Source organism: Pseudomonas sp. Pmew2 (assembly GCF_058129885.1).
In genome coordinates this window covers 729,032-753,636 of the sequence record NZ_CM176702.1, presented here as the reverse complement: position 1 = coordinate 753,636, position 24,605 = coordinate 729,032, and the positions used below count along the sequence as shown (strand labels likewise).

The window sequence follows — 24,605 nt, the reverse complement described above, 5'->3', positions numbered from 1 at the left end:
GTTGCACTCAGTTTTCGCGGCCGCCCTAACTCAAATTCCTCCTTGCATTAAGCATCTTGAGGATCGGAGGTTCCCCGCCTGTAATTTCAATTGAAAACACAGCATAAGCATGCTCTAAATCACTATATCTTTGAAGCCCTTTCTCAGTAAATCGATAGCGCCCCGGAACCTCTCCCACCTCCAAAGGGGATAATATATTTCTCGACTTTGCCAATTCCAACAAGGGCCTTAAATCATCATAAAGTCGCGCAACCTGAACGTCTCTATCCACGTACTCCTTTAGTTTATCCTCCAAATTTTTTGCTGAAATTTCAATTTTATCCACATTCATCTTTAGTTACCTATAGTGCCAATCTTAACAGCCGAATCCCAATCCCCACGGTTAGGAACTAGATATTGTAATGCTTCAGAAGATCGCTCAACTAGACCTCCTAATTCACTTGTCGGGGCTATTTCGCTTACATAAACTTTAGTGGAGCTCAGAGGTTTTATCTCGTATATGCCATACGTTAAACCTTCACTTTCCAAAGGCAGCCCAAAAAAATCAGCGAGAGTCTTATCGGACTCTGAGGCCTTCATTAATTCCTTGCGCGTTGTAAAATAAGGTGAGTACTCGGGATAATCTCCCCCTTCAACAACTATTTTCACCAAAGGTTCATCTACAATCTTTGCGGTCGGAAGCGTCTTGCCAGAGGCAAGTTGCCCTAATGCTCGGTTATAAAGAGTCTCATTGGAAGCATTGGGCGAAGACCTTGCGAGAGCATCATAATAAGACTGCCCTTCTGGTGTAGCAAGGTAAGCATCTATCTCCGCCTTTTTAACCCCCATTGTTTTGAATGTACTAAATTCTTTAATCTGCTGTTCTACCGACACAAACTCTGGATCTTGCTTAGCGTAATACTCACGCATGGTCTCGGATTCAGCCTTAACCAACGGAGCAGGCTCATTAACCCGCAACGCAGGCTCAGCCAATAGCCTCCGCTCATTACGCGCCAACCAGTTCGCAAACTGCTTGTTCGAAATCTCTGCCTGAAGCTTGGCACTGCGCACTGCGATGCTATCCATGCTCCCTATGATGCCTGCCTTGACCTGCCCACGTGTCATGTAAGTCACGATGGCAGTAAAGAGCAGCAGCACCAGTTGCTCCTGGCCCTTTGCAATTTGGCGGGCAGCACGATCAATCCGCTCCTGGATTTCGTATGCCGAACCACCAGTGGGGTCGAGGCCCTCGGGTTTCAGCCCTTCGTCAGCGTGCCAGGCAGTGGCGAAGCCTTCCTGCAAGGTAGAGAGGCAAGCAGGCAGACCTTTATAGAAATACTCAGCTATAGATGAGAGACCCAGCGCCATCAGGATCAGGTTGCCAACCTGTAAACCGATACCCGCTCCAGCTGCCGCTACCGGCACAGCGCCGACACCAAAGAAAAACGCTCCAGCAACGCCGCCAGCGACCGTACCGACCGCAACGCTGCCGCCGAGAATCATCGCCACTTCTTTAACCAGCTGCAGCAGCACCGGGAGGATCTGTTCGATCTCGATGGATGCCCACTTGCGCTTGAGGTTTGACTCGATGATGGGATAGGAAAGCCTCATCGCCGCTTTCACATAGTCAATGCGGTTGCCGCCCATGTATCCGTAGGCTTGAGTCGCGGTGGTATTGACGCGTCGCGTGAAGCCATTCCAGCTGTCATAGGTGCTCTGCAGCCCATCGCTGTAGGCTTGATTCAGCGTGTTGAATTTATCATCGAGGTTCCGCTCGATGTCATCCCAGCTAGGAATGTTGGCTAATAGGTCCATTTACACATCACTGTCCCTGGGTTGAAGGAGGCTCGCGTGACGGGCCCAAAATTGACGCAGCCTGCCCCATGTGCACGTAGCTTGATCGAACCTGAGTTCTTGAGTCAGATCTCAAGACAGACTCATTTTTCTCATCTACGAAACAGACCGCAATAGAGACAATAGGCCATCACCATAACGAGTTCACGCTTAACGTGACATAACGTCTGGAAATTTACTATAACTGAGGGCTCCTGTAGTCACTCTATCTAAAACGCTTAGACTCCATCGTATCCGCCCAAAAATGCGGGGCTATCTCTGTGGTTGACACGACGCAACGACCTGGCGGGCCTCCTTTTCCGCCTCAAGTAGCTGTAACGGCTTTGACAGATGCACTGACTGTTTTCATTGGGCCGGAGGCGTATTTTTTCTTAGCGGATCCAGCAACTGCAAGATGTCGAATGCGTCTGTAGCTCAACTCCTACGGGATTTTCAGAATTTTACGGTTGGTGGTTGTCAGTTCCATATGTCACAAACACACTGATAGTCTCAAGGCTCTACGCACCAGAATCACACCACGACTTGTCAGTTCTCGCCAATGCTGAGAGGCTGGTCCCTCTGCTTCTAAGGAGGCACAAATATCGATGGATCTCTCCCGCGGCGCATTTGCTGCAAAACAGCCGCTTTTTCAAGCTCAAGAACCTCGCCAACCCCGAGCAGGAATTGCTGCCGGAATCGTTCAGGAAACTCATACTGAAGCCCGAGCACCTTGCACATGACTTCACACGAGAATACTGCCCACCCGATTAAGAAGCTCAAATGAAAAAAGAACACGAACCCTCATCATAAAACTCCTGACTGAAATCCAAAGCTCGCCCAAAGGTGAATTAGAACGTCCTCTACGAACGCGTCTATGGGCGATGATCACTGAAAACAAAAATACCAACGAACAAAAACAGATACTGACAAAGCTGAATATCGTCTGCGTGCAACACGGCATTGGATTCTGGACAAAGAAGTTTGGTAATGATCGACGCATTGAACCTGTTCTGACTGTTGCGCTTCAGGCTGCCAGTGGCGCTTTTAATGAGGCCGACGCGATGGCCGTACGAGATGGTTTTTATGTATCTTTGGTCGAGAATGAATGCTATGAACCCGATGAGTGGCCTGCGATGTTCGTCGCGCACGCGGCTGCAAATTCAATCGTAACGGCGGTTTCCGATGTTCAGTTTGGCGCCGACCAACGCGATCAAGACCTGGATCCTGAAGCATTTGAGCCTGATTATTTAGTCGCATCCGCGTTTGCAGGTGGGTTGTCAGATGATGGCAACCCGGAATTGCGGCGTGCTTTTTGGAGGTGGTATCTGTCTGTTGCCGTGCCGCAGGTGATCTCTGACTTACCTTGAAAAACACGCATCAACCGAGCGGCAACACCCGGTTGTGCGGAGCACCTAACAACCCGATCAGTCGGCAGCCTCAACCCGCCCAATCACCACCTTCGCCTCCAGATACCCGCCAGGCTCCTTGCTGATCTGCACGGTTCCGGCACACGGCGCCAGTATCGATGTTTCCATCTTCATCGCCTCCATGATGGCGATCACCTGTCCCTTCTCTACCGTCGCACCGTCTTCAACCGCCCAGGCATGCAGGTTGCCCGCGACCGGCGTCAGTACTGCGTGCGGGTCAGGGGCGTCGGCAGCTGGCTGGCTGGCGTCAGCCGGTGCAGCCGAATTCAGGCTCATGCCACGCAGCAGCGCAGCGGGCAGGCCCAGTTCGTGGCGTTTTCCGTCGATTTCGACGAAGGTGCGCAGCACACCTGCATCAACTGGCGCAGCGCTGCGCGGTGCGAGGGTGACGTGTTCGGCGAAGTCGGTTTCGATCCAGCGGGTGTGGACGGCAAAGGTATTGGACGCCGTGAAGTCATCATGGTCCATGACCGCCCGATGGAACGGCAGCACGGTGGCCACGCCTTCCACCTTGAACTCGGCCAACGCACGGCGGGCGCGGCTGATGGCCTGTTCGCGGGTTGCGCCGGTGACGATCAGTTTGGCGATCATCGAATCGAAGTTCGCTGACACTCGCGAGCCTTCTGTCACGCCGGTGTCCAGCCGCACGCCCGGTCCGGACGGTGGCTGAAACACGTCGATGGTGCCCGGGGTCGGCAGGAAGCCGTTGCCTGCATCTTCGGCGTTGATGCGGAATTCGAAGCTATGGCCGCGCGGTACCGGCGTACCGTCGAACGACAGCGGCAGGCCGTCGGCCACGCGCAGTTGTTCGATGACCAGATCCACACCGCTGGTTTCTTCAGTCACCGGGTGTTCCACCTGCAAGCGCGTATTGACCTCCAGGAATGACAGGGTGCCGTCGCCACTGAGCAGGAATTCCACCGTACCGGCACCGACATAGCCTGCCTCGGCACAAACCGCACGGGCCGACTCGTGAATGCGCTGGCGCAGCTCGTCGGTCAGGTAAGGGGCCGGGGCTTCCTCGATCAGCTTCTGGTTGCGACGCTGCAACGAGCAATCCCGGGTGCCGACCACAACTACCCGGCCATGCCGGTCGGCGATGATCTGCGCTTCAATGTGCCGTGGGCGATCCAGAAAGCGTTCGACGAAGCACTCGCCACGACCGAACGCGGTCACCGCTTCACGCACCGCAGACTCGTACAGCTCGCTGACTTCATCGAGCTTCCAGGCGACTTTCAGGCCGCGACCACCGCCGCCAAATGCCGCCTTGATGGCAATCGGCAGGCCGTACTGCTCGGCGAACGCAAGCACTTCAGAAGCATCTTTCACCGGGCTTTCAGTGCCAGCTACCAGCGGCGCACCGACTTTCAAAGCGATGCGCCGGGCTTGCACCTTGTCGCCCAGCGCGTCGATGGTTGCAGGGTCCGGGCCGATCCAGGTCAGGCCGGCGTCGATTACGGCGCGGGCAAAGTCGGCGCGTTCCGAGAGGAAGCCATAACCTGGGTGAACCGCGTCGGCACCGGCACGAGCAGCGACTGCCAGCAGCTTTTCGATGTTCAGATAGGTGTCGGTCGGGCGCTCACCTTGCAGCCCGTAGGCTTCATCGGCCTGACACACATGCAGCGCGTCGATATCGGCATCGGCATACACGGCCACCGAGGCAACCCCATAGTCACGGCAGGCGCGGGCAATACGCACGGCAATTTCGCCACGGTTGGCAATCAGAACCTTTTTCATCTGTTATTGGTCTCGTCTGAAGTGGCGGAGCGCACTGGCTCGAAGGCGCTCAGCGGGTTGAAACGAATGCGGGCATTGACCGGAATCTGCCCGGCCTTGTCCAGGTGATAGGTAGCGACTGCGCCGATGACCGGGTAACCGCCCGTCAACGGGTGGTCCGCCAGAAACAGTACCGGCTGGCCACTGGGCGGCACCTGAATGGCACCGACCGTGGTGCCCTCGCTGGGCAGTTCGCCACTGACGGCGCGCGCAAGCGACTGCTCGCCCGCCAGGCGGATACCGATCCGGTTGGATTGCGGTGTGACCAGCCAGGTCTGCTGCGTAAGCAACGCCTGCGCCTCGGCGGTGAACCAGTCGCTGCGCGGCCCCATGACCACATCCAGCGTAATGACCTGATCATTACGCGGCATATCGAAGGCCGGTTGTTCGCCAGTCGACACCGCAGCACCACCGGTTCTGCGCCTGAAGCCCAGCCGGTCACCCGCCGCCAGCGCTGCGGGCCCCACCTGGGCCAGCGTGTCGGTGGACAGACTACCCAGCACCGGCTCGTGGACAAAACCGCCGCGCACGGCCAGATAACTGCGCAAGCCTGCGGTGGGCGAACCGATGCTCACCTGATCGCCGCTCTGCAACGAAAACGGCGCGTAAAGCGGCGGCTGCATGCGTTGGCCATCAGCCGTCAGCACCTCGACAGGCGCCTGAGCACCGGTAACCGCTACCACGGCCTGGCCCTGACAGGTAAACGTCAGGCCACCCATGAGAATTTCCAGACAAGCAGTGCCCGGCTCGTTGCCTACTGCGCGATTGGCCGCACGCAATGCGCCGCGATCCAGTGCACCCGATGCGGAAACACCCTGCCCTGCCCGACCAGGACGACCCAGGTCCTGAAACAGGGTCTGCAAACCCGGCATAACGACTTGCAGATAGTCTTCGGTGATTGTCGACGCCTGCTGACGAACGGGCGCAGCAACCGAAACGCTGGTCACGGGCAGCGGACCGGCGTCTTGAAAGCGCACGCGATAGCCAGGCTGAAGCAAGGCTGGCTCGTCGCGGCCCAGATCCCACATTTTTGAGTGGGTCACGCCGATGATCTGCCAGCCACCGGGGCTGGCCTGTGGATAAATGCCGCTGAAACCACCGGCCAACGCCACTGCACCAGCCGGAATGCGCGTGCGCGGTGTGCTGCGCCGCGGCACGACAAAGCCGGCACCGCCACTGAGGTAGGCAAAACCGGGCGCAAAGCCGCAGAAGGCAACGTTGTAGTCGCTACCGGTGTGGCGCTTGATCACTTCGTCAACGCTGATGTCCAGCTCGCGTGCCACATCAGCCAGGTCTTCACCGTTGTAATGCACGGGTATTTCAATCAGCTTGCCGGGCTCGCGAGCGCTGCCGCGAATGTCACGCGAGGCAATCTGCGCCGCCAGCGCCTCGAAACCGATGGCGGACGGGCGAAAATGCACCAGCAGCGTCCGGGCCGCCGGAACGATTTCCTCCACGCCGAAAATGGGCATCTGCTGTAACGATTCGAACAGGGCCAGAGTCTCGTCCAGGTTCGACAGTTCAACCAGGAGCGCGTCCAGGTTGGCCGGGTAGAAACGCATGAGCCTCTCCTATACGTGGTAGTAGCTGTCCGGAATATCGGTAATGAACATGTGCCCCGGCGCATGGGAAATCGCGAACGGCACACGAGACGCCATCACAACCGCCTGCGGGGTCACGCCGCAGGCCCAGAACACAGGAATCTCGCCGGGCTTGATGCTCACTGCATCGCCGAAGTCCGGATGCGCCAAGTCCTTGATGCCAAGCAGCTCAGGTTCGCCGACATGCACCGGGGCGCCGTGCACGCCGGGGTAGCGCCCGGTGATCCTTGCTGCCTCGGCAACCCGGTCCGCAGCGATGGGCCGCATAGAAACCACCATGTTTCCCTGCAAGCGCCCGGCAGGTCGACAGACACGATTGCTGCGGTACATCGGTACGTTGCAGCCTTCGCTGATATGGCGCACGTCGATCCCGGCGTTCATCAGGTCGGTTTCGAAGGTGAAGCTACAGCCGATCAGAAAACTGACCAGATCGCCGTGCTGCGCCCAGATTTCGCTGGCGTCGCTGACTTCTTCAGCCAGTTGCCCATCACGCCAGACCCGATACAACGGCAGGTCGGTGCGCAGGTCGGCCTGCTCGGCCAGCAACGTGGTGTAACTGCCGGGCTCGGTCACATCCAGCACCGGGCAGGCTTGCGGGTTGCGCTGGGCGAACAGCAGAAAGTCATAGGCCCAGTCGCGCGGCAGCGTGATCATGTTGCACTGGGTCAGACCGGGAGCCTGACCTGCGGTTGGCGAAACAAACCCTTGTCGATAGCGGGCACGTGCGTCGATAGCCGCCTGACGGGCGTGTTGCAAGGTGTTGTTCATGATCAGCCCCTATTGAATGCGCGGACGGTAACGCCTGCGTCGTGCAAACGGTCTTTCAGGATGCGGGCGATGTTCACCGCGCCCGGGCTGTCGCCGTGTACGCAGATAGAATCGGCTTGCAGGCTGATTTCGCGGCCGTCTTCAGCCTCGATAACCCCGTCGCGCACCAGACGCAGCATGCGTTCGGCGATCAGCTCGGCGTCGTGCAGCACGGCACCGGGCCGCGAGCGTGAGACCAGCGTGCCTTCAGCGGTATAGGCGCGGTCGGCGAACGCTTCGGCAACGCACGCCAGTCCGGCTTCCCGCGCCCAGCCGAGCAGTGGCGAATTGGCCAGACACACCAGCTTCAGCGCAGGGTCGATGCGCAGCAGCGCCTGAATGACCGCCGCTGCCTGGCGCTGATCGCCAGCGATGGTGTTGTACAGCGCGCCGTGGGGTTTGACGTATGTCACGCTGGTACCAGCGCTGCGCGCCAGCCCCTGAAGCGCGCCGATCTGGTAAATGACGTCGGCCGTCAGTTGGTCGCTTGGGATGTCCATGTTGCGGCGACCAAACCCGACGAGGTCCGGGTAAGCCACATGCGCACCAATGGCCACGCCCCGGGCCGCAGCGGCCTCGAGGGTGCGCAGGATGCCGACTGGATCACCAGCATGAAAACCGCAGGCCACATTGGCGCTGCTGACCACATCGAGAATCGCCTCGTCGTCGCCCATGCTCCAGGCGCCGAAGCTTTCACCGAGATCACTGTTGAGGTCTATTGCAGGCATTTTTATTCTCCGAAATCAGGCTGCATTGATGAAGGCAAAGATGGCTCCCGCCGATTTGAACGCCATGTACCACGACAGCAGACAGGTCAGCACGCCCAGCACCAATAGCCAGCGCGGGTAGTGGTAGCCGTCCATCATGTCGGACCGACGCCAGCCCACGTACATGAAAATGCTCAGGCCCAGTGGCAGAATCAAGCCGTTGAAGCCACCGGCAAACACCAGCAGCGCAGCCGGTGGTTTGCCCCACATGACGTATACGACCACGGTGATCAGGATAAAGCCGACAGTTGCCAGGTTACGCACGCGCTCGGTGATGCGTTTGGAAAATACCGTGATGAACGACATCGAAGTATAGGACGCGCCGATCACGCTGCTGATGCCAGCCGCCCAGAGCACCAGGCCGAACATGATCAGGCCGAAGTTGCCAGCGGCAGCGGTGAACGCCTGGGCCGCAGGGTTTGCGCCCTGGCCGGATACATCGATGACAACGCCGCTGGCGACCACGCCGAGGATTGCCAGAAAAAGTATGTAACGGACAACCCCTGTGACCAGAATACCGGTCAGCGCCGCCTTGGACACTACATCGATGTTCTCGACCCCGACGGTGCCGCGATCCAGCAAGCGGTGAGCACCGGCGTAAGTGATATAGCCACCGACCGTGCCGCCGACGATGGTGGTGATGGCGGCGAAATCGACCATGTCCGGCAGGATGGTCTGGCGCAGAGCCTCGCCCAGCGGCGGGTGCGAGGCAAAGGCGGCGAAGAGAATCAGGCAGACCTTCAAGGTGCCCAGCACCATCATGATGCGATCCATCGCAATACCCGCACGGTGCGACGAGAAGATCGCAATGGCGATCAGCGCACTCAAGGCGCCCCCCCATTTGGGGTCAAGACCGGTCAACGCATTCAAGCCCAGGCCCGCACCGGCGATGTTGCCCAGACTGAACACCAGGCCGCCGAAGATGACCAGTACCGCGAGCAGATAACCACTGCCCGGGATCGCTGCGTTGGCCAGATCGGCCGCGCGCATTCTGGTCAGCGTCACGATGCGCCAGACATTCAACTGCACCACGAAGTCGATCAGGATCGACGCCAGAATGCCGAAGGCAAACGCCGCCCCCAGGGTCGCGGTGAACGTGGCTGTCTGGGTCAGAAATCCTGGGCCGATGGCAGAGGTCGCCATCATGAAGATCGCGGCGATCAATGAGGCGCGACGCGCCTTGGTGAACTCATTGGCAGTCTGTGTCACGGCGGCATTCCTGAGATGAGAGGTAACCTGCCAGAGCAATGAGCATGCCAAAGGGCATTAAACAGCGCCAAGCTGTAGATATATAAAGATAATATTGTTGAACAATCCATATGTTATGGATCAACAATGCGCACCATATTGTTACGCTTGAACTCAAGTGTGCTACCTGATGAAGCATCGGATGGCCTTCGTCCTTGCCAGCCAATGAGCTGTCGTGGAATATCGACTCGGCTTTTCCTTATCCGGACCCTTTATGAACGACGCTGCTTCTCTCCTCCCTCGTACGCTTGGAGAATCCATCACCACAGAGCTTCGCAGAATGCTGGTCGAGGGTGAGCTGGTTCCCGGTCAACGCCTTTCGGAAGCGGCGCTGGCCGAAAGCCTGCAGATTTCCCGCAATACCTTGAGAGAAGCTTTCAGAATTCTGACCCGCGAGGGTTTGCTCACTCATGAACCCAACCGCGGCGTGACTGTGGCCAAGCCTGACATGGCTTCGATCATCGATATTTATCGCATCCGGCGCTTTATCGAATGCAGGGCGATTGCCCAGGCTTATCCACAGCATCCCGGTGTGCTGCACATGCGCAATGCGGTCGAGGCCGGCGTGCAGGCGCGTGAGGCCAAGGACTGGATTGCCGTGGGCACCGCCAACATGATGTTTCACAAGGCCATCGTCGAGCTGTCCGACAGCCCGCGACTGGCGGCGTTTTATGCGCAGATATCAGCAGAGTTGCGCCTGGCCTTCGGGCTGCTCAACGACCCGGAGCTTCTGCATTCGCCCTATCTGGACATGAATGCAGCGGTACTCGGGCGCCTTGACGCGGGCAAGACCGATGAGGCGACGCGCATGCTCGAGGATTATCTGGTGCAATCGGAACGAACGATTCTGGCCGCCTTCGAGCGAAGCCGGAACCGATAGTCCGGGCGCAGCCCCGATCACCAGAACTACCACCCAGGGACCCGGTCTACGGGTTCTGACCGTTGTAACACGCCCGACGAGCCAGGCAGGCCGCCGCTTCGTTGAAAGCCTGAAATTCCCCTCTGGAGGCGATACGCTTTGAAAGCACTCGACGAACTCACTTTCGACAACCGCTTTGCCCGACTGGGCGATGCGTTCTCCACTTCCGTGCTGCCTGAGCCCATCGATGCGCCGCGGCTTGTGGTTGCCAGCGAATCCGCGCTGGCGCTGCTGGACCTGGCCCCTGAACAAGCCGATCTGCCGCTGTTCGCGGAAATCTTCAGCGGCCACAAGCTGTGGTCAGAGGCCGAGCCGCGAGCGATGGTTTATTCCGGCCATCAGTTTGGTTCCTACAACCCGCGCCTGGGCGACGGCCGCGGGCTGTTGCTGGGCGAGGTGTATAACGACACAGGCGAACACTGGGACCTGCACCTCAAGGGCGCGGGCCGCACGCCGTACTCGCGGATGGGTGACGGGCGCGCCGTGCTGCGTTCGTCGATCCGCGAGTTTCTGGCTTCCGAAGCGTTGCACGCGCTGGGTATCCCCAGCAGCCGTGCAGGGTGCGTAGTCAGCTCCAGCACGCCGGTATGGCGCGAAACCCAGGAACACGCAGCGATGGTGCTGCGTCTGGCGCAGAGCCATGTGCGCTTCGGCAGTCTTGAATACTTCTTCTACACCAAACAGCCAGAGCAATTGAAGACACTGGCCGAACATGTACTGACGATGCATTACCCGCATTGTCAGGAGCAGCCAGAGCCGTATCTGGCGATGTTCCGCGAAATCGTCGAGCGCAACGCCGAGCTGATTGCCAAGTGGCAGGCCTACGGTTTCTGCCACGGCGTGATGAACACCGACAACATGTCGATTCTGGGCATTACCTTCGATTTCGGTCCGTTTGCGTTTCTGGATGATTTCGACGAGCACTTCATCTGCAATCACTCCGATCACGAGGGACGCTACTCCTTCAGCAATCAGGTGCCCATCGCGCAATGGAACCTGAGCGCACTGGCGCAGGCGCTGACGCCGTTCATCAGCGTGGAAGCGTTACGCGAGACTATCGGCTTGTTCCTGCCGCTTTATCAAGCGCACTACCTTGACCTGATGCGTCGTCGACTGGGCCTGACCATTGCCGAAGATCAGGACGAACAACTGGTCAGCCAATTGCTGAAGCTGATGCAGAACAGCGGCGTGGATTACACCCTGTTTTTCCGTCGTCTGGGCGATCAGCCCGCCGTAGAAGCGCTGCGCACATTGCGCGACGACTTTGTCGACATCAAGGGCTTCGATGGCTGGGCAGAAGCGTATCTGGCGCGTATTGCCGGCGAGGACAAAGGCACCGAGCAGGAGCGTCAAACCCGCATGCACGCGGTCAATCCGCTGTACATCCTGCGCAACTACCTGGCCCAGAACGCCATCGCCGCAGCGGAAAAAGGTGACTACGCAGAAGTCCGCCGCCTGCACCAAGTGCTCTGCACGCCCTTCACCGAACAACCCGGAATGGAAGGCTACGCCCAGCGACCACCGGACTGGGGCAAGCATCTGGAAATCAGCTGTTCGTCGTGAGGCTTTTGGTCCCCTATCGTGCCCATCCTCAGCGTGGGCGATAACCTCAACTATCGTGCTACGCGGCGCGGCGCAGATTTGTGACGCGGAGCGTCACGCACGGCATTCCCACGCTGGAGCGTGCGGAACGATAACCCTGTAACTATCGTGCGGCGCTCCGCGTCGCATGCAGTTCTGGACGCTCCGCGTCCTATCCGGAATGTGCGGTGCGGCACAGATCTGTGACGCGGAGCGTCACGCACGGCATTCCCACGCTGGAGCGTGCGGAACGATAACCTGACTATCGTGCCACGCTCCGCGTCGCATGCCGTTCTGGACGCTCCGCGTCCTATCCTGACTGTGCGACGCGGCGCAGATTTGTGACGCGGAGCATCACACCCGGCATTCCCACGCTGGAGCGTGCGGAACGATAACCTCAACTATGACTATCGTGCGACGCTCCGCGTCGCATGCCGTTCTGGACGCTCTGCGTCCTCTTTACCTATGACAGCCCTGCATCCACCAGCCACTGCTCCAGCCCTTCCAGGTCGGGGATGCGCGCGACGGTTTCGCCGATCTGTACGGCAGCCAGCTCCAGTTCGGCCAGTGGGACGTCGACGTAGCTCAACTGGCTGTCGACTTTGCACGAGCGCGGAATGCCTTGGGTGAGCAACGCGATGAACCTGACGTCGTTACGCCCGCCCAGTGCATTGAGCACTACAATCCGGGCCCGGCCACCCACGCGGGTGCGGCCTCCGCAGGCGGCTTCGAAACTGAGCAGCGGCAAGGTCAGCTCGCGCCAGCTGATCGGTCCCAGATACCACTCGGGAGCGCCCGGCTCCGCGCTGCAGTCCTGGTAGTCGATCAACTCGGCGACCGCGACGTTGGGCAGCAGCAAATGCCGGTCACTCAACGGCAGCAGCAGGCCGGTCAGGCGACTGGTCTGGAACGTACCTTCAGACATGGATCTGGCTCCAGTAAGCAATACTCTCCAGCAACACGGTTTCCTGATAAGGCTTGCTCAGGTACTCGTTGACGCCCACCGCCATGGCCCGATCCCGGTGCTTCTGGCCCGAGCGGGAAGTGATCATGATGATCGGCAGTTCCTTGAGCTGTTCGTCCTGGCGGATCTGGCTGGCCACTTCAAAGCCGTCCATGCGCGGCATTTCGATATCCAGCAGCATGATGTCAGGCGTGTGCTCCTGCAACAGGGTCATGGCGTCAATCCCGTCCTTGGCGGTCAGCACATGCATGCCGTGGCGCTCAAGCAACCGGCTGGTGACTTTGCGTACCGTCACCGAATCGTCCACCACCATCACCAGCAACGGCCTGGCGTGCTCGGCTTCGTGGTAGACAGGCGCCAACCCTCTGAAAGGCAAGCCCTGCAAGGTACGAATCTGCGCCATCAAGTCGAGAATCAGCACCACACGCCCATCACCCAGAATGGTCGCACCGGAAATGCCCTGCACCCTTGAGAACTGCGTACCAAGGCTCTTGACCACAATTTCGCGTGAACCTGCCAGCGCATCGACCTGCACCGCCACCCACTGATCCTGCAAATGCACCAGCAATACCGGCAGCGGCTGCAATTGCCCGGCAAGCCTGGGTGGACTGCTGCCCAGCAACTCGCCCAGATAACGCAGCTCGTAGCTGCGTCCGCCGTATTGATAGCGCGGCGGGCTGGTCTGGTAATAGCCGTCCAGCTCATTGGCCATGACGCGCACGATGCCATCAACGGTATTGAGCGGCACGGCGTATTGCTCTTCGCCGCAGGTCACCATCAACGCACGGTTAACCGACACCGAAATAGGCAGGCGAATACGGAAGCGCGTGCCCTTGCCAGGCACCGAGTCGATGACCATCGAGCCGCCCAGTTGTTTGACCTCGGCATGCACCACATCCATGCCGACGCCACGTCCGGAAATCTGGGTGATGATCTCGCTGGTGGAAAACCCCGCCTGCAGAATGAACGGCAAAACCTCATGGTCGGACAGATCGGCATCCGGATGGATCATGCCGCGTTTGATGGCCTTGCGGCGCACCGCTGCCAGGTCGACACCCGAGCCGTCATCGCTCAACTCGATCACCATATCGCCGCCTTCGTACATCAGCTCAAGGCTGATATGGCCCTGCTCCGGCTTACCGGCAGCGATGCGTTTTTCGGTGCTTTCCAAGCCATGATCAACAGCGTTGCGCAGCATGTGTTCCAGCGGCGCGACCATCCTTTCCAACACATTGCGGTCCATTTCACCGTCGGCATTACCGACCTCGAAATGGACCTTCTTGTGCAGCTCCGAGGCAACCTGGCGTACCACGCGACGCAAACGCGGCACCAGGCGCTCGAACGGCACCATGCGCGTACGCATCAGGCCTTCCTGCAACTGGGTGTTGACCCTGGCCTGTTGCGACAGCAGCGTTTCAGCGTCGCGGGCCCGCGCACCGAGGGTTTCCTTGAGGTCCATCAGGTCGGAGGCAGACTCGAAAAGCGCACGCGACAACTGTTGCAACTGCGAATGACGGTCCATTTCCAGCGGGTCGAATTCCTCATAACCCAGCCGCTCGGCCTGAACCTGCTCGCGACTGAGAATACGGCCTTGGGTTTCCATATCCAGGCGACGCAATTGATCGCGCATCCGCTCGATAGTGGTTTCAACTTCCAGCAGCGCGACCTGCGAATCCAGAATCTGCTGTTCGATCCGCCCACGGAAAATAGACGTTTCACCGGCCAGGTTGACCAGGTCTTCCAGTTGCTCGGCGGGCACCTTGACCATTTCCGGCCCACTGCGCTCGACCTCGCCGTCAGCAGCAGGCGCGACGGCCACCACCGATTCCGGGCCGGTTTCAAAGGCTTGCGCAACCACCGGCTCGCCCACCGGTTCATCGCTGGCCAGTCTGCGGATGCTTTCAATCAGCAGCGAGGCATCAGGCAGCGGCTTTTCGTTACGCACTGCGTCGAGCATATCGGCCAGCACATCGTGACCGCTCTGCAACAGGCTGATCGTCAATGGCGCAGGCTGCAGGTTGCCGGCAGAAAGCCCTTCGTAAAGCGTTTCCAGCTCGTGGGCGAGGTCGCCTATCGGGGCGATTTCGACCATCCGCGCACCGCCCTTGAGGGTGTGCAGGTCGCGCAACAGGTTTTCGACTTCCAGCAGGTTGTGCGGATCGGCCTGCCAGCGGGCCAGCGCAGCGCCCGAGCTTTCGATGATATCGAAACCCTCCTCAAGGAAGACTTCACGCAGCTCGGTGTCATGTTCGGGAAGATCTTCGCTGGCCGCTGGCGGTGCCTGCACATCAGACCCTGAGCTCTCGAGCGTACGACAGCGGCCCAGCGCTTCGATCAAGGCCGAGGGATCACTGAGCGCTTCCTGCCGATACAACTGCTCCAGCAGAATCGCCAGATGGTCGTGACTCTCGTGCAGCAGTTCGGCCAGCGCTGGCGAATGGTTGAAGCGCCGGTCGATCAAGCCTTCGTAGAGGTTTTCCAGTTCGTGGGCAAGGTCGCCCACCTCGGCCACCTCGGCCATCCGCGCGCCGCCCTTGAGGGTGTGCAGGTCGCGCTGCAGTGAGGCCAGCGGCGCAGAGTTTTCCGGATCAGCCAGCCAGCGCTGTAAGGCCTGACCGGCGCTGTCGAGGATATCGACGGCCTCTTCCAGAAATATCTCGACGATCTCGTCGTCCGGGCCGGCAGTTTCAGTGTGCTCGGCCTCACTGGCCAATTGCTCGGTGGCCGCGTTGAGCTCGGTAACGCTCAGGGTCCGGTGGCCATCGCTCTTGACCAGTCCGGTCGCTGAAGGGTCCAGCGCCTGATCCAGCAACTGGTTCAAGGCTCGCACGCACTCGGGACGTGGTTCGACGTCCTGACCGGCAGCCACCTGATCAAGCATATTGATCAACGCTTCGTGGGCGCTCTCTGCTGCATCGAAAAAGCGTTCGCTGACCGCCAGGCTGCTTTCCTCGACCGCCCCGTATAGGTCGAGCAAGGCTTCGCAGAGCTCATCGACCTGCGGCAGATCGGCCAGATGCGCGCCATGCCCCAGCGTGGTCAGTTCATCGAGCAACGCGCTCAGTTCCTGACGTTCGCCGGGGTGCTGACGCCAGCGCCGCAACAGGTTTTCCGCGTCCAGGACGATGTCCATGCCTTCGGCCAGAAAGCCGGCAAGCAGCGTGGGATTGCGCTTGATCCGCAGGCCACTGTCCGACTCGCGCAGCACCACGGTGAGGCGCTCGTTGAGCAGCGCCAGAGCCGCTTCGATCAGCTGCGCAGCACCCGCAATGGCTGCCAGCGGGGTTGTGTCGAGTTGCTTGAGCCCGCTGTGCAACAACGGTTCTGCGCTGCGCAGCAGGGCGAGTTCGGGCGCGCCGATGTCGATAAGGTTGGCTTTGTATTCACGCACCAACTGGTCGAGCGGGCTGGCCAGCTCGGCAATCGGCAACACGCCGGCCATGTGTGCGCTGCCTTTGAGGGTGTGCAGCGCACGCAGCACAGCGTCGCTGATCGAAGGCGATGCCGATTGTTCCGCGTTGTCGAGGAAGCGACCCAGGGTATTCAGATGCCCGAGCGCTTCCTGACGGAAAATTTCCAGCAATTGTGGATCAAGCGCTTCGCCTGGTACTGGGTCAGGGGCTGCAGGCAGTACCGGCAGCTCAAGCCCATTGGCCAGCGCATGGGCACGGGCCGCCAGCAGGTCGACATCGTTACGCTGGCGCTGCGCATCCTCGGCGAAATCGCGAATCACCGACGGCAGCAGCGTCAGCACTTCGCTCATCAATTGCTGAACTTCAAGGCCCGGCAGCACATCGCCTTCCAGCACCCGGTTGAGCAGGTTCTCCACCGACCAGGCCAGTTCGCTGAGAATCAGCGCACGCACCATCCGGCCGCTGCCCTTGAGGGTATGAAACGCCCGGCGCACTTCGGTCAGTGCGGTGCTGTCCCAATGGCCGCCGCTGCCCAGTGAAGCAAACCAGCGCGGCAGATACTCGCGCAATGCGTCGAGCACCTCGTCTGCCTCTTCCAGAAAGACTTCGCGCAACTCGTCGTCCACCGCCTCTTCGTCTGCCGAGGGCGGCAACAGGCTGGTGGGTACGTTGCGGGCAGGCGGATTGACTGCCGACACCGGGCTGGCAAGGACCTGAGCAATGGTTTGCGCAGGGCTGACCAGCGCCTTGCGATCATCCAGTTCCAGCAACTCATCCTGGGTGATGATTTCTTCCAGCAGCGGCACTTCAAGTGTGTCGGCAGCGGGCGTATAGCCCAGCCGCGCCAGGCTTTGCTGAGCCATGTCGAGGACCTGATCACCCGGCGCTTCATGGTCTTCGAGCATGCGCTCCAGGTAATACTCGATGCCAGTAATTGTATCGGCCAGGCAATCGAGCTGAACCCAGCTGGGACGGGTTTCGTCCACCAGCAGGTGTTCCTGAATGTATTCGTTGCAGGCGGCCAGCAGGCTGGCAGCACGGGCCAGCGGGATCATCGCCAGCGCACCGCGAACCTGCACGATCAGCGCGCAAAGCGGGTCGAGCCGCTGGCGGTCCCACTCACCGTCGATGTAATCGAGGATCACGTCCTTGGCCTGCTGCAACACCGTGCGGGCTTCGCGAATCACCAGTTGATGAATTTGCGTCAGGTCAGTGGTCGGCAGGCGGCTTTCTTCACGACTGGCCTGTTCGTTGCTCCCGGCCATGCCCGCAAGGGTCGATTCGACGTAGAGCAAGGCGCCCGCAACATCCATCAGCGCGCCGTCGCTGGGCTCGCGCTGCCCCTGCGCCAGCCCCAGAACGACAGAAAGCTGATCGATGATCACCTTGCGCGGCTGGCCGAAGCCAAGCACTGCAAGGGTATCGGCGATCTGCCGCAGCGGCGGCAGCAGCGCGTTGAGTTCACTGACATGCTGGCGGTCACCGCGCACGAACACATCGAGCCGTTCCTTGACCCGGACCAGCCCTTCGCACAGGGCTACGATTACCGAGCGCATGGCGTCGCGGTCCGGCCCGGCCATGCGTGCGCGCTCTTCGTTGACCACATCGTTGCCGGGCAAGGCATCGGCCAGCGCGTACTGGTCTTTGAGGTCGAGCATCTTCGGTGCCAGGCTGTCGGACTTGGCGATGTAGAACAGCAGGCTTTTCAGCAGCTCTTCGGGGGCCGGCTGATTGATGCCGGTCACGCCCTGCTCGGCCAGCCGCTTGAGTTCCTTGTCGGCATCCTTCAGCAGGCTGCGCAGGGCCGGGCTGTTGGTGAAGTTGCCGTTGAGCATGGTTTCGACCAGCGCCGAGGCGATTCGCCAGAGCGGACCGAGCGGCGCGTCCTCGCATAACTGCTCCAGCCGGGCAAACACCTTGGCCATGTAACCGAGCTGGGTCTGAACGCCCTGCTCGCGCATCAGGCCCGCCAGCGCCGCCTGCAAGGTCTGACGCAGCTTGCGCAGCAGGTTGGGCAATTCAGGGGTATTGCGCCGCGCCAGTTCCTGGTCATCGAGCGCAGGAACGACGACCAGTTGCGGGGCGAACAGGCTGGTTTCCGAGAGCAGACTTTCGCCCCGCGCACTGCGCAGGTCATTGAGCAACGGCAACACCACCAACGGCAGGTCCCGGCGCGCAGAGTGGATACGTTCCAGATAAACCGGCAACTGACTCATGGCCTGAATCAGCAGTTGCTCGGACTCCGCCGGATGGCTAACACGGTTCTGCTGGACCGCCAGCGCCAGTTGCTCGATTTCCTCGGCCAGCAACGCCGCGCCGTAAAACTCGATCATCTGCAGGCTGCCGTGAACCTGATGCACCAGGTTCAGACATTCGGCCATCGCCGCGCTGTTGGCCGGGTCTTCGATGAAGGCATCCAGCTCGTTGCGGGCCTGGCGCAGCGTTTCGGCGATTTCGCCCTTAAGCCATTCAAGGGCCACGTAATCGTGACGATCAGCCATGACGAGTACCGCCTGTTACCCAATCAAGGTTGTTCATTGGTTGTACATCATCCGGCTTTCTTCGATGACGGCAGGGCAAAACCCGATACCGAACGACGCATTTCGCTGGCCATTTTTGCCAGATTGCCGATGCTTTCGGCCGTGGCCGAGGTGCCCGAGGTGGTCTGCGAGGTGGTCTGCTGAATGACAGTCATGATCTGTGAAATCTGACCGGCCGACTCGGCCTGCTGGTGAGCGGCATCGGTGATACTTTCGATCAGTTCGGCCAGCACTCGGGAAACCCCTTCGATTTCCCCCAGCGCTACCCCGGCGTCCTGCGCCAGTCGTGCGCCGCGTACCACCTCGCTGGTGGTCTGCTCCATGGAGATGACCGCCTCGTTGGTGTCGTTCTGAATGGCCCGCACTAGCGTTTCGATCTGCTTGGTGGCAGACGACGAGCGCTCGGCCAGCCGCTGTACTTCGTCAGCCACCACGGCAAAGCCACGTCCGGCATCACCGGCCATCGAAGCCTGAATGGCCGCGTTGAGGGCCAGAATATTGGTCTGATCGGCAATATCGTCGATCAGACTGACAATATCGCCGATTTCCTGAGAAGACTCACCCAGGCGCTTAATACGCTTGGACGTGTCCTGAATCTGTTCGCGAATGTTGTCCATGCCGTGGATGGTGTTGTGTACGACCTCGTTGCCCTTGTTGGCAATCGCTACGGAGCGCTCTGCCACCGCCGAGGATTCCGATGCATTGGTCGACACCTGATCGATGGACGCTGCCATGTCGTTGATTGCCGTCGAAGCCGCGCTGATCTGCAGCGCCTGATGCTCGGAGGCGGCAGACAACTGCATGGCCGTGGCCTGAGTTTCGGTAACGGCAGCAGCAACCTGTTCGGCCGTCAGGTTGATGGTCACCACCAGCTCGCGCAACTGGTCGATGGAATAATTAATGGAATCGGCAATCGCGCCGGTGAAATCTTCGGTCACCGAGGCCGTCACCGTCAGATCACCGTCAGCGAGGTTCTCGATCTCGTCCAGCAAACGCATGATCGCCGTCTGGTTACGCTCGCTCTTCTGTGCGGTTTCGCGCAACTGGCGGTTGGTCTCGCGGACCATGACCAGACCGATAAGGATGATCGACATCAGCGCCAGCAAGCCCAGTACATAGCCACCGATGGTATTCACGGTACGGCGCTTGGCCATGTTTTCCAGGCTGTTGGTGAGTACCGAGGTTTCATCCAGCAGGGTCTGTGAGGTGTTGAAAATGTTTCCGGACGCCTCACGCACCTGATACAGCTCGGGCGAGGTTTCAAGAATCTCGTCTACCGAGCCGGACACAAACTCGAATAGCTCGGCAATTTCCGCCAGCCGTGCACGGGCATCGCGGTCTTCGACCTGGGAGATTCGCAGCGTGGCGTTGCCCTCCAGCATGCCGTTGAGCACACGACCAAACTGGCTGGCGTCGCGGCCAAACGCATCGGCTGCCTGCACCGCTGTTTCGTCACCGGCCAGCACGGTATTGACCGAGCCGAGGATTCGTTCTGCGAGCAGCGCCTGACGCTGCGCAACCACCACCTGCGCAGCCGGCGCACGGCTTTGCAGAAGGCTTTCCACGACTTTTTCGTATTCGGCCTGCAACTGCGGGATGGTTTCGGCCAGTGTCGCAGCCACCTGATGCAGAGACAAAACCGTCTGTTCGCTGGCCAGAATCACATCGGTACTTTTGCGCAGCCCTTCCCAGTCGCGCTGAACGGTGCGCAATTCGTCGCGTATCAGATCAGGAGCCGCAGGCAGCCCGGTGGCCGGATCGCCTTTTCTCAGGTAGCCCCAGCGCACGTCGAAATCGTTGCGCGCATCGGCCAGCAGCTTGAACGCCTGGGTTTTACCGGCGGCCGCTTCGGTGGCGTTTTTCGCGATGCGCTGGGATAACACGCGTAGCTCACCAGCATGCCCGATGTACTGTTTGTCGTAGTTCGATTGAGTGTTGAGATAGGCGAAGTTGGCGAACAGCAACATGATGAAAACGATAAGCGCGACAAACAGCAGAATAATCTGCGTCCGGCTGCGCGCGCCTTCCCTTGATCTGCCTGTATTACTCATTAATCAGGCCCCCGCCTGGATCAATTGTGAAACAAAACAAACCAGAGCCTAAGATGCCAGGTCCATGAAGTCTGCAGACTGCACCAGCGCCCACGGACTGAATATCTGCCACGCCTGCTCGCGAATGAACTGCCCGCGCAAGAACGGCGCGATACCTTGATCGATGTCTTGTGATGTCTGGGGTATGAGGCTCAACTGACTGAAACGTTGCATGCCGAACACCTCATCGACCAGCAGACCGGCGAACACATCGTTGTGCTCGACAACCAGCACCCGGCGCTGTTTGCGCGCGGGGGTCAGTTCGTGGCCGAAAAACCCGCATAAATCCATGAGTGGCAACAGTCGGCCGCGCAGATTGGCGATACCCGCCACCCAGAACTTCACGCCCGGCATCACCGCATGATGAGGCTCGTGAAGGATTTCGGCGATTTCGCCGATAGGTGCCACGAAGCGCTGCTCACCCATCCGGAAACCGATGCCGACCCAATCCTGCTGATGAGCTTCCTGCAGCGGCAGGCCCGCCGCCAGCGAACGACAGCGTCGATCCATATCAAGAAGCAGTTCAAAGGCAGTACGTGGCTCGGCCATGGCGATTCCGGCAATCAGCCGGCCAGCACCGCATTCAGGGTTTTCATCAGGGTTTCTTCATCCACCGGTTTGGTCAGGTAATCCCGCGCGCCCTGGCGTTTGCCCCAGACCTTGTCGGTCTCCTGATCCTTGGTGGTGATCATGATCACCGGGATCATGTTGGTGTCGGCATCCTTGGTCAGCTGACGCGTGGCCTGAAAGCCGTTGAGCCCGGGCATGACGATGTCCATCAGCACTGCATCGGGTTTTTCCTGACGGGCCAGAGCCACGCCATCAGCGCCATTTTCGGCCTTGAGCACTTCATGACCGTGCTTTTCCAGCATGCCGGTGAGTTTGTACATTTCAGTCGGCGAGTCATCGACGATCAATATTCGAGCCATGGGTGTTCCCCGTCAGATTACGAGCGCGCCACATCGGGCGTGGGCGTCATGATATGTGTTGTTCTGCTGCAACGAAGCCCGGCACATGAGCCTTGATCGCGCTGAGCAGTTCTTCCTTGCTGAAAGGCTTTGTCAAAAACTGATCGGAACCGACAATCCGCCCCTTGGCCTTGTCGAACAGACCATCCTTGGAGGACAGCATGATGACCGGCGTGGACTTGAATGCGCGGTTGTTCTTGATCAGCGCACACGTCTGATAACCGTCCAGACGCGGCATCATGATATCTACGAATATGATTCGTGGGTGGTTATCGGCAATCTTGGCCAGCGCGTCGAAACCGTCTATCGCAGTGATGACTTCACAACCTGCGTTTTTAAGCAGTGTTTCGGCGGTGCGGCGAATGGTCTTCGAGTCATCGATGACCATGACTTTCAAGGCGGAGGCGTGTTGTTCCATAGCTGCTCTTCCATCGCCGCAGCGAATTTTTGCGCATTCTGCGAGGCACTGGGAGCCTGACGGTATCGCTTCATTGATCCCCAAGGATCGAAAACCGGATGCCGAGCCTTTTTAGCATACTCTCCAGACTCAATCCATAAAGCGCACCGTGGCGGGCCTGCCCCTTGACCCGGAGCAAACGGAACGCCACCCTGATGCCAATTTTACGGCCGTTGCGGCCCTTACCGATCAGAGGATATTGCCCATGAGCGTTCGCCTAGGGATTGTCATGGACCCCATTGAGCGCATTTCCTATAAAAAGGACAGCTCGCTGGCCATGCTCCTTGCCGCACAGGAACGCGGCTGGTCGCTGTTCTATATGGAACAGAAAGACCTGTATCAGGACGCTGGCCAGGCCCGCGCGCGCATGAAGCCGCTCAAGGTGTTTGCCGATCCGGCCAAATGGTTCGAGTTCGAAGCCGAAGTCGACGCAGGTCTCGACGACCTGGACGTGATTCTGATGCGCAAGGACCCGCCGTTCGACATGGAATTCGTCTACGCCACCTATTTGCTGGAACAGGCCGAGCGTGCAGGCGTGCTGGTCGTCAACAAGCCGCAGAGCCTGCGTGACTGCAACGAGAAGCTGTTCGCCACGCTGTTCCCCCAATGCACCCCGCCGACCCTGGTCAGTCGCCGCGCAGATATCATTCGTGAATTCGCCGAAAAGCACGGCGACGTCATCCTCAAGCCGTTGGACGGCATGGGCGGCGCGTCGATCTTCCGCCATCGGGCGGGCGATCCGAACCTGTCGGTGATCCTTGAAACCCTGACCGCCCACGGCACACAGCAAATCATGGCGCAGGGCTACCTGCCCGCCATCAAGGACGGCGACAAGCGCATCCTGATGGTCGATGGCGAACCAGTCCCGTATTGCCTGGCGCGCATCCCTGCCGCAGGTGAAACACGTGGCAACCTGGCCGCAGGCGGGCGTGGCGAAGCCCGTCCGCTGAGCGACAAGGACCGCTGGATCGCCGAGCAGATCGGCCCCACCCTGCGCGAAAAAGGCTTGTTGTTCGTCGGCCTCGACGTGATCGGTGAGCACCTGACCGAAATCAACGTCACCAGCCCGACCTGCATCCGCGAAATCGACAATGCTTTCGGCACCAATATTGGTGGCCTTTTAATGGATGCGATCGATAAGAAGCTGCAGGCGCGCAAGGGCTGATCAACGACTGACGCCGCTGGCCACGGTTCACACCGTGCGCCGCGGCGTCCCTTCGTCTGATCCGCAACAGAGCTTCGCCGTACATTGCGTTATCATGCGCCACCTGTAACACGACACGGATTTTGACATGCAGGCTGACGAGATGCTGAACCGCCAATGACATCCATGGCCAGAAACGACCTTCCCCTGGAACTCGCCAATGGTGTGCGTCCTGCCGATCGCCTGGGCTTCACCATGATGATCGCGGCGCTGATCCACCTCGCGGTGATCCTTGGCGTGGGTTTCACCTATGTAAAGCCGGAGCAGATCTCGCAGACCCTGGAAATCACCCTCGCTACGTTCAAAAGTGAAGAAAAGCCTAAACAGGCGGATTTCCTGGCACAGGACGATCAGCAGGGCAGTGGCACGCTGGACAAGGCCGAAACGCTCAAGACCACCGAACTGGCGCCGTATCAGGACACCAAGGTCAACAAAGTCACCCCGCCTCCGGCCAGCAAGCCGGTGGTCAAGCAGGAAGCGCCAAAGACTGCCGTCGCGACCACCGCGCCCAGCCAGCAGAAAACCGTCGCCAAGCGCGATGAAGTCAAGCCCGAGCCAACCACCAAGGCCGCACCGACCTTTGACAGCTCGGAGCTGAGCAATGAAATTGCCAGCCTGGAAGCCGAACTGTCGACCGAGCAGCAGCTTTACGCCAAGCGTCCGAAGATCCACCGCCTCAATGCGGCCTCGACCATGCGCGACAAAGGTGCCTGGTACAAGGACGACTGGCGCAAGAAGGTCGAGCGGGTCGGAAACCTGAACTATCCTGAAGAAGCACGACGCAAGCAGATCTACGGCAATTTGCGACTTCTTGTGTCAATCAATCGCGACGGCTCGTTGTATGAAGTGCTGGTGCTTGAATCATCAGGGCAACCTTTGCTGGATCAGGCAGCACAACGAATCGTGCGTCTGGCGGCACCTTTTGCGCCGTTCACCGGCGATCTGGCCGACATCGACAGGCTGGAGATCATCCGCACCTGGAAATTTGCACGCGGCGACAAGCTGTCGAGTAATTGAATTTTTTGCAAACT

Annotated in this window: 17 protein-coding genes and 1 pseudogene; 5 read left to right on the top strand and 13 right to left on the bottom strand. The window is 59.6% G+C overall.

From position 1 onward, the window contains the following. Positions 1-25 precede the first annotated feature (25 nt). A complete protein-coding gene (locus AC4ANK_RS03460; protein WP_031595010.1) occupies positions 26-331 on the bottom strand; it encodes a hypothetical protein in 306 nt (101 codons plus the stop codon). Between the two features lie 2 nt (positions 332-333). Continuing rightward, entirely contained in the window at positions 334-1,794 is a 1,461-nt protein-coding gene (locus AC4ANK_RS03455; RefSeq protein ID WP_044319767.1) for a DUF6861 domain-containing protein, read from the bottom strand. A 798-nt stretch (positions 1,795-2,592) separates the two neighbouring features. Between AC4ANK_RS03455 and AC4ANK_RS03450 the strand changes: the two are divergent. Further along, positions 2,593-3,179 (top strand): annotated as a pseudogene (locus AC4ANK_RS03450) (Imm5 family immunity protein). A gap of 57 nt (positions 3,180-3,236) precedes the next feature. On the opposite strand, the gene AC4ANK_RS03445 reads toward AC4ANK_RS03450, so the two are convergent. From AC4ANK_RS03445 to AC4ANK_RS03425, 5 genes are read right to left on the bottom strand one after another with little or no spacing between them, the layout of a single operon-like run. Continuing rightward, entirely contained in the window at positions 3,237-4,976 is a 1,740-nt protein-coding gene (locus AC4ANK_RS03445) for an acetyl/propionyl/methylcrotonyl-CoA carboxylase subunit alpha (RefSeq protein WP_002551751.1), read from the bottom strand. Continuing rightward, positions 4,973-6,577: a 5-oxoprolinase subunit B/C family protein gene (locus AC4ANK_RS03440; protein WP_002551750.1), complete on the bottom strand. Its 1,605-nt coding sequence runs from the start codon at positions 6,575-6,577 to the stop codon at positions 4,973-4,975. Before AC4ANK_RS03440 ends, AC4ANK_RS03445 begins: the two co-directional genes overlap by 4 nt. A gap of 9 nt (positions 6,578-6,586) precedes the next feature. Further along, the gene (locus AC4ANK_RS03435) at positions 6,587-7,384 is read right to left on the bottom strand and encodes a putative hydro-lyase (protein WP_002551749.1); all 798 of its coding nucleotides are present in this window, start codon (positions 7,382-7,384) and stop codon (positions 6,587-6,589) included. 2 nt (positions 7,385-7,386) lie between these two features. Further along, positions 7,387-8,151, bottom strand: coding sequence for a LamB/YcsF family protein (locus AC4ANK_RS03430; protein ID WP_460384203.1), 765 nt, complete (start codon positions 8,149-8,151; stop codon positions 7,387-7,389). A 15-nt stretch (positions 8,152-8,166) separates the two neighbouring features. Then, the gene (locus AC4ANK_RS03425) at positions 8,167-9,399 is read right to left on the bottom strand and encodes an NRAMP family divalent metal transporter (RefSeq protein ID WP_002551747.1); all 1,233 of its coding nucleotides are present in this window, start codon (positions 9,397-9,399) and stop codon (positions 8,167-8,169) included. A 253-nt stretch (positions 9,400-9,652) separates the two neighbouring features. On the opposite strand from AC4ANK_RS03425, the gene AC4ANK_RS03420 reads away from it, so the two are divergent. Beyond that, complete coding sequence (locus AC4ANK_RS03420; RefSeq protein ID WP_002551746.1) at positions 9,653-10,318, top strand: GntR family transcriptional regulator; 666 nt, start codon at positions 9,653-9,655, stop codon at positions 10,316-10,318. A 138-nt stretch (positions 10,319-10,456) separates the two neighbouring features. Next, positions 10,457-11,920, top strand: a complete 1,464-nt coding sequence (gene selO, locus AC4ANK_RS03415) for a protein adenylyltransferase SelO (protein ID WP_002551745.1) — start codon at positions 10,457-10,459, stop codon at positions 11,918-11,920. A gap of 481 nt (positions 11,921-12,401) precedes the next feature. Here the strand turns inward: selO and AC4ANK_RS03410 are convergent, their stop codons facing one another. Genes AC4ANK_RS03410 through pilG form a run of 6 tightly spaced genes read right to left on the bottom strand, consistent with a single transcriptional unit; the run spans position 12,402 to position 22,331 of the window. Next, positions 12,402-12,863, bottom strand: coding sequence for a chemotaxis protein CheW (locus tag AC4ANK_RS03410; RefSeq protein ID WP_005731062.1), 462 nt, complete (start codon positions 12,861-12,863; stop codon positions 12,402-12,404). Continuing rightward, the gene (locus AC4ANK_RS03405) at positions 12,856-18,816 is read right to left on the bottom strand and encodes an Hpt domain-containing protein (protein WP_002551742.1); all 5,961 of its coding nucleotides are present in this window, start codon (positions 18,814-18,816) and stop codon (positions 12,856-12,858) included. The genes AC4ANK_RS03410 and AC4ANK_RS03405 overlap by 8 nt, the downstream gene beginning before the upstream one ends. Positions 18,817-18,863: 47 nt before the next feature. Beyond that, positions 18,864-20,906, bottom strand: a complete 2,043-nt coding sequence (locus AC4ANK_RS03400) for a methyl-accepting chemotaxis protein (RefSeq protein ID WP_002551741.1) — start codon at positions 20,904-20,906, stop codon at positions 18,864-18,866. A gap of 48 nt (positions 20,907-20,954) precedes the next feature. Beyond that, positions 20,955-21,494, bottom strand: a complete 540-nt coding sequence (locus AC4ANK_RS03395; protein WP_002551740.1) for a chemotaxis protein CheW — start codon at positions 21,492-21,494, stop codon at positions 20,955-20,957. A gap of 14 nt (positions 21,495-21,508) precedes the next feature. After that, a complete protein-coding gene (gene pilH / locus AC4ANK_RS03390; RefSeq protein ID WP_002551739.1) occupies positions 21,509-21,874 on the bottom strand; it encodes a twitching motility response regulator PilH in 366 nt (121 codons plus the stop codon). Positions 21,875-21,920: 46 nt separating this feature from the next. Beyond that, the gene (pilG, locus tag AC4ANK_RS03385; protein ID WP_002551738.1) at positions 21,921-22,331 is read right to left on the bottom strand and encodes a twitching motility response regulator PilG; all 411 of its coding nucleotides are present in this window, start codon (positions 22,329-22,331) and stop codon (positions 21,921-21,923) included. Between the two features lie 244 nt (positions 22,332-22,575). Between pilG and gshB the strand changes: the two genes are divergently transcribed. Both gshB and AC4ANK_RS03375 read left to right on the top strand, forming a co-directional pair. Beyond that, positions 22,576-23,535, top strand: a complete 960-nt coding sequence (gene gshB / locus AC4ANK_RS03380; protein WP_002551737.1) for a glutathione synthase — start codon at positions 22,576-22,578, stop codon at positions 23,533-23,535. Positions 23,536-23,691: 156 nt separating this feature from the next. Continuing rightward, positions 23,692-24,591 carry an energy transducer TonB gene (locus tag AC4ANK_RS03375; protein ID WP_002551736.1) on the top strand — a complete coding sequence of 300 codons (900 nt, stop codon included), beginning with the start codon at positions 23,692-23,694 and terminating at the stop codon, positions 24,589-24,591. The last annotated feature ends 14 nt before the right edge of the window (positions 24,592-24,605 follow it).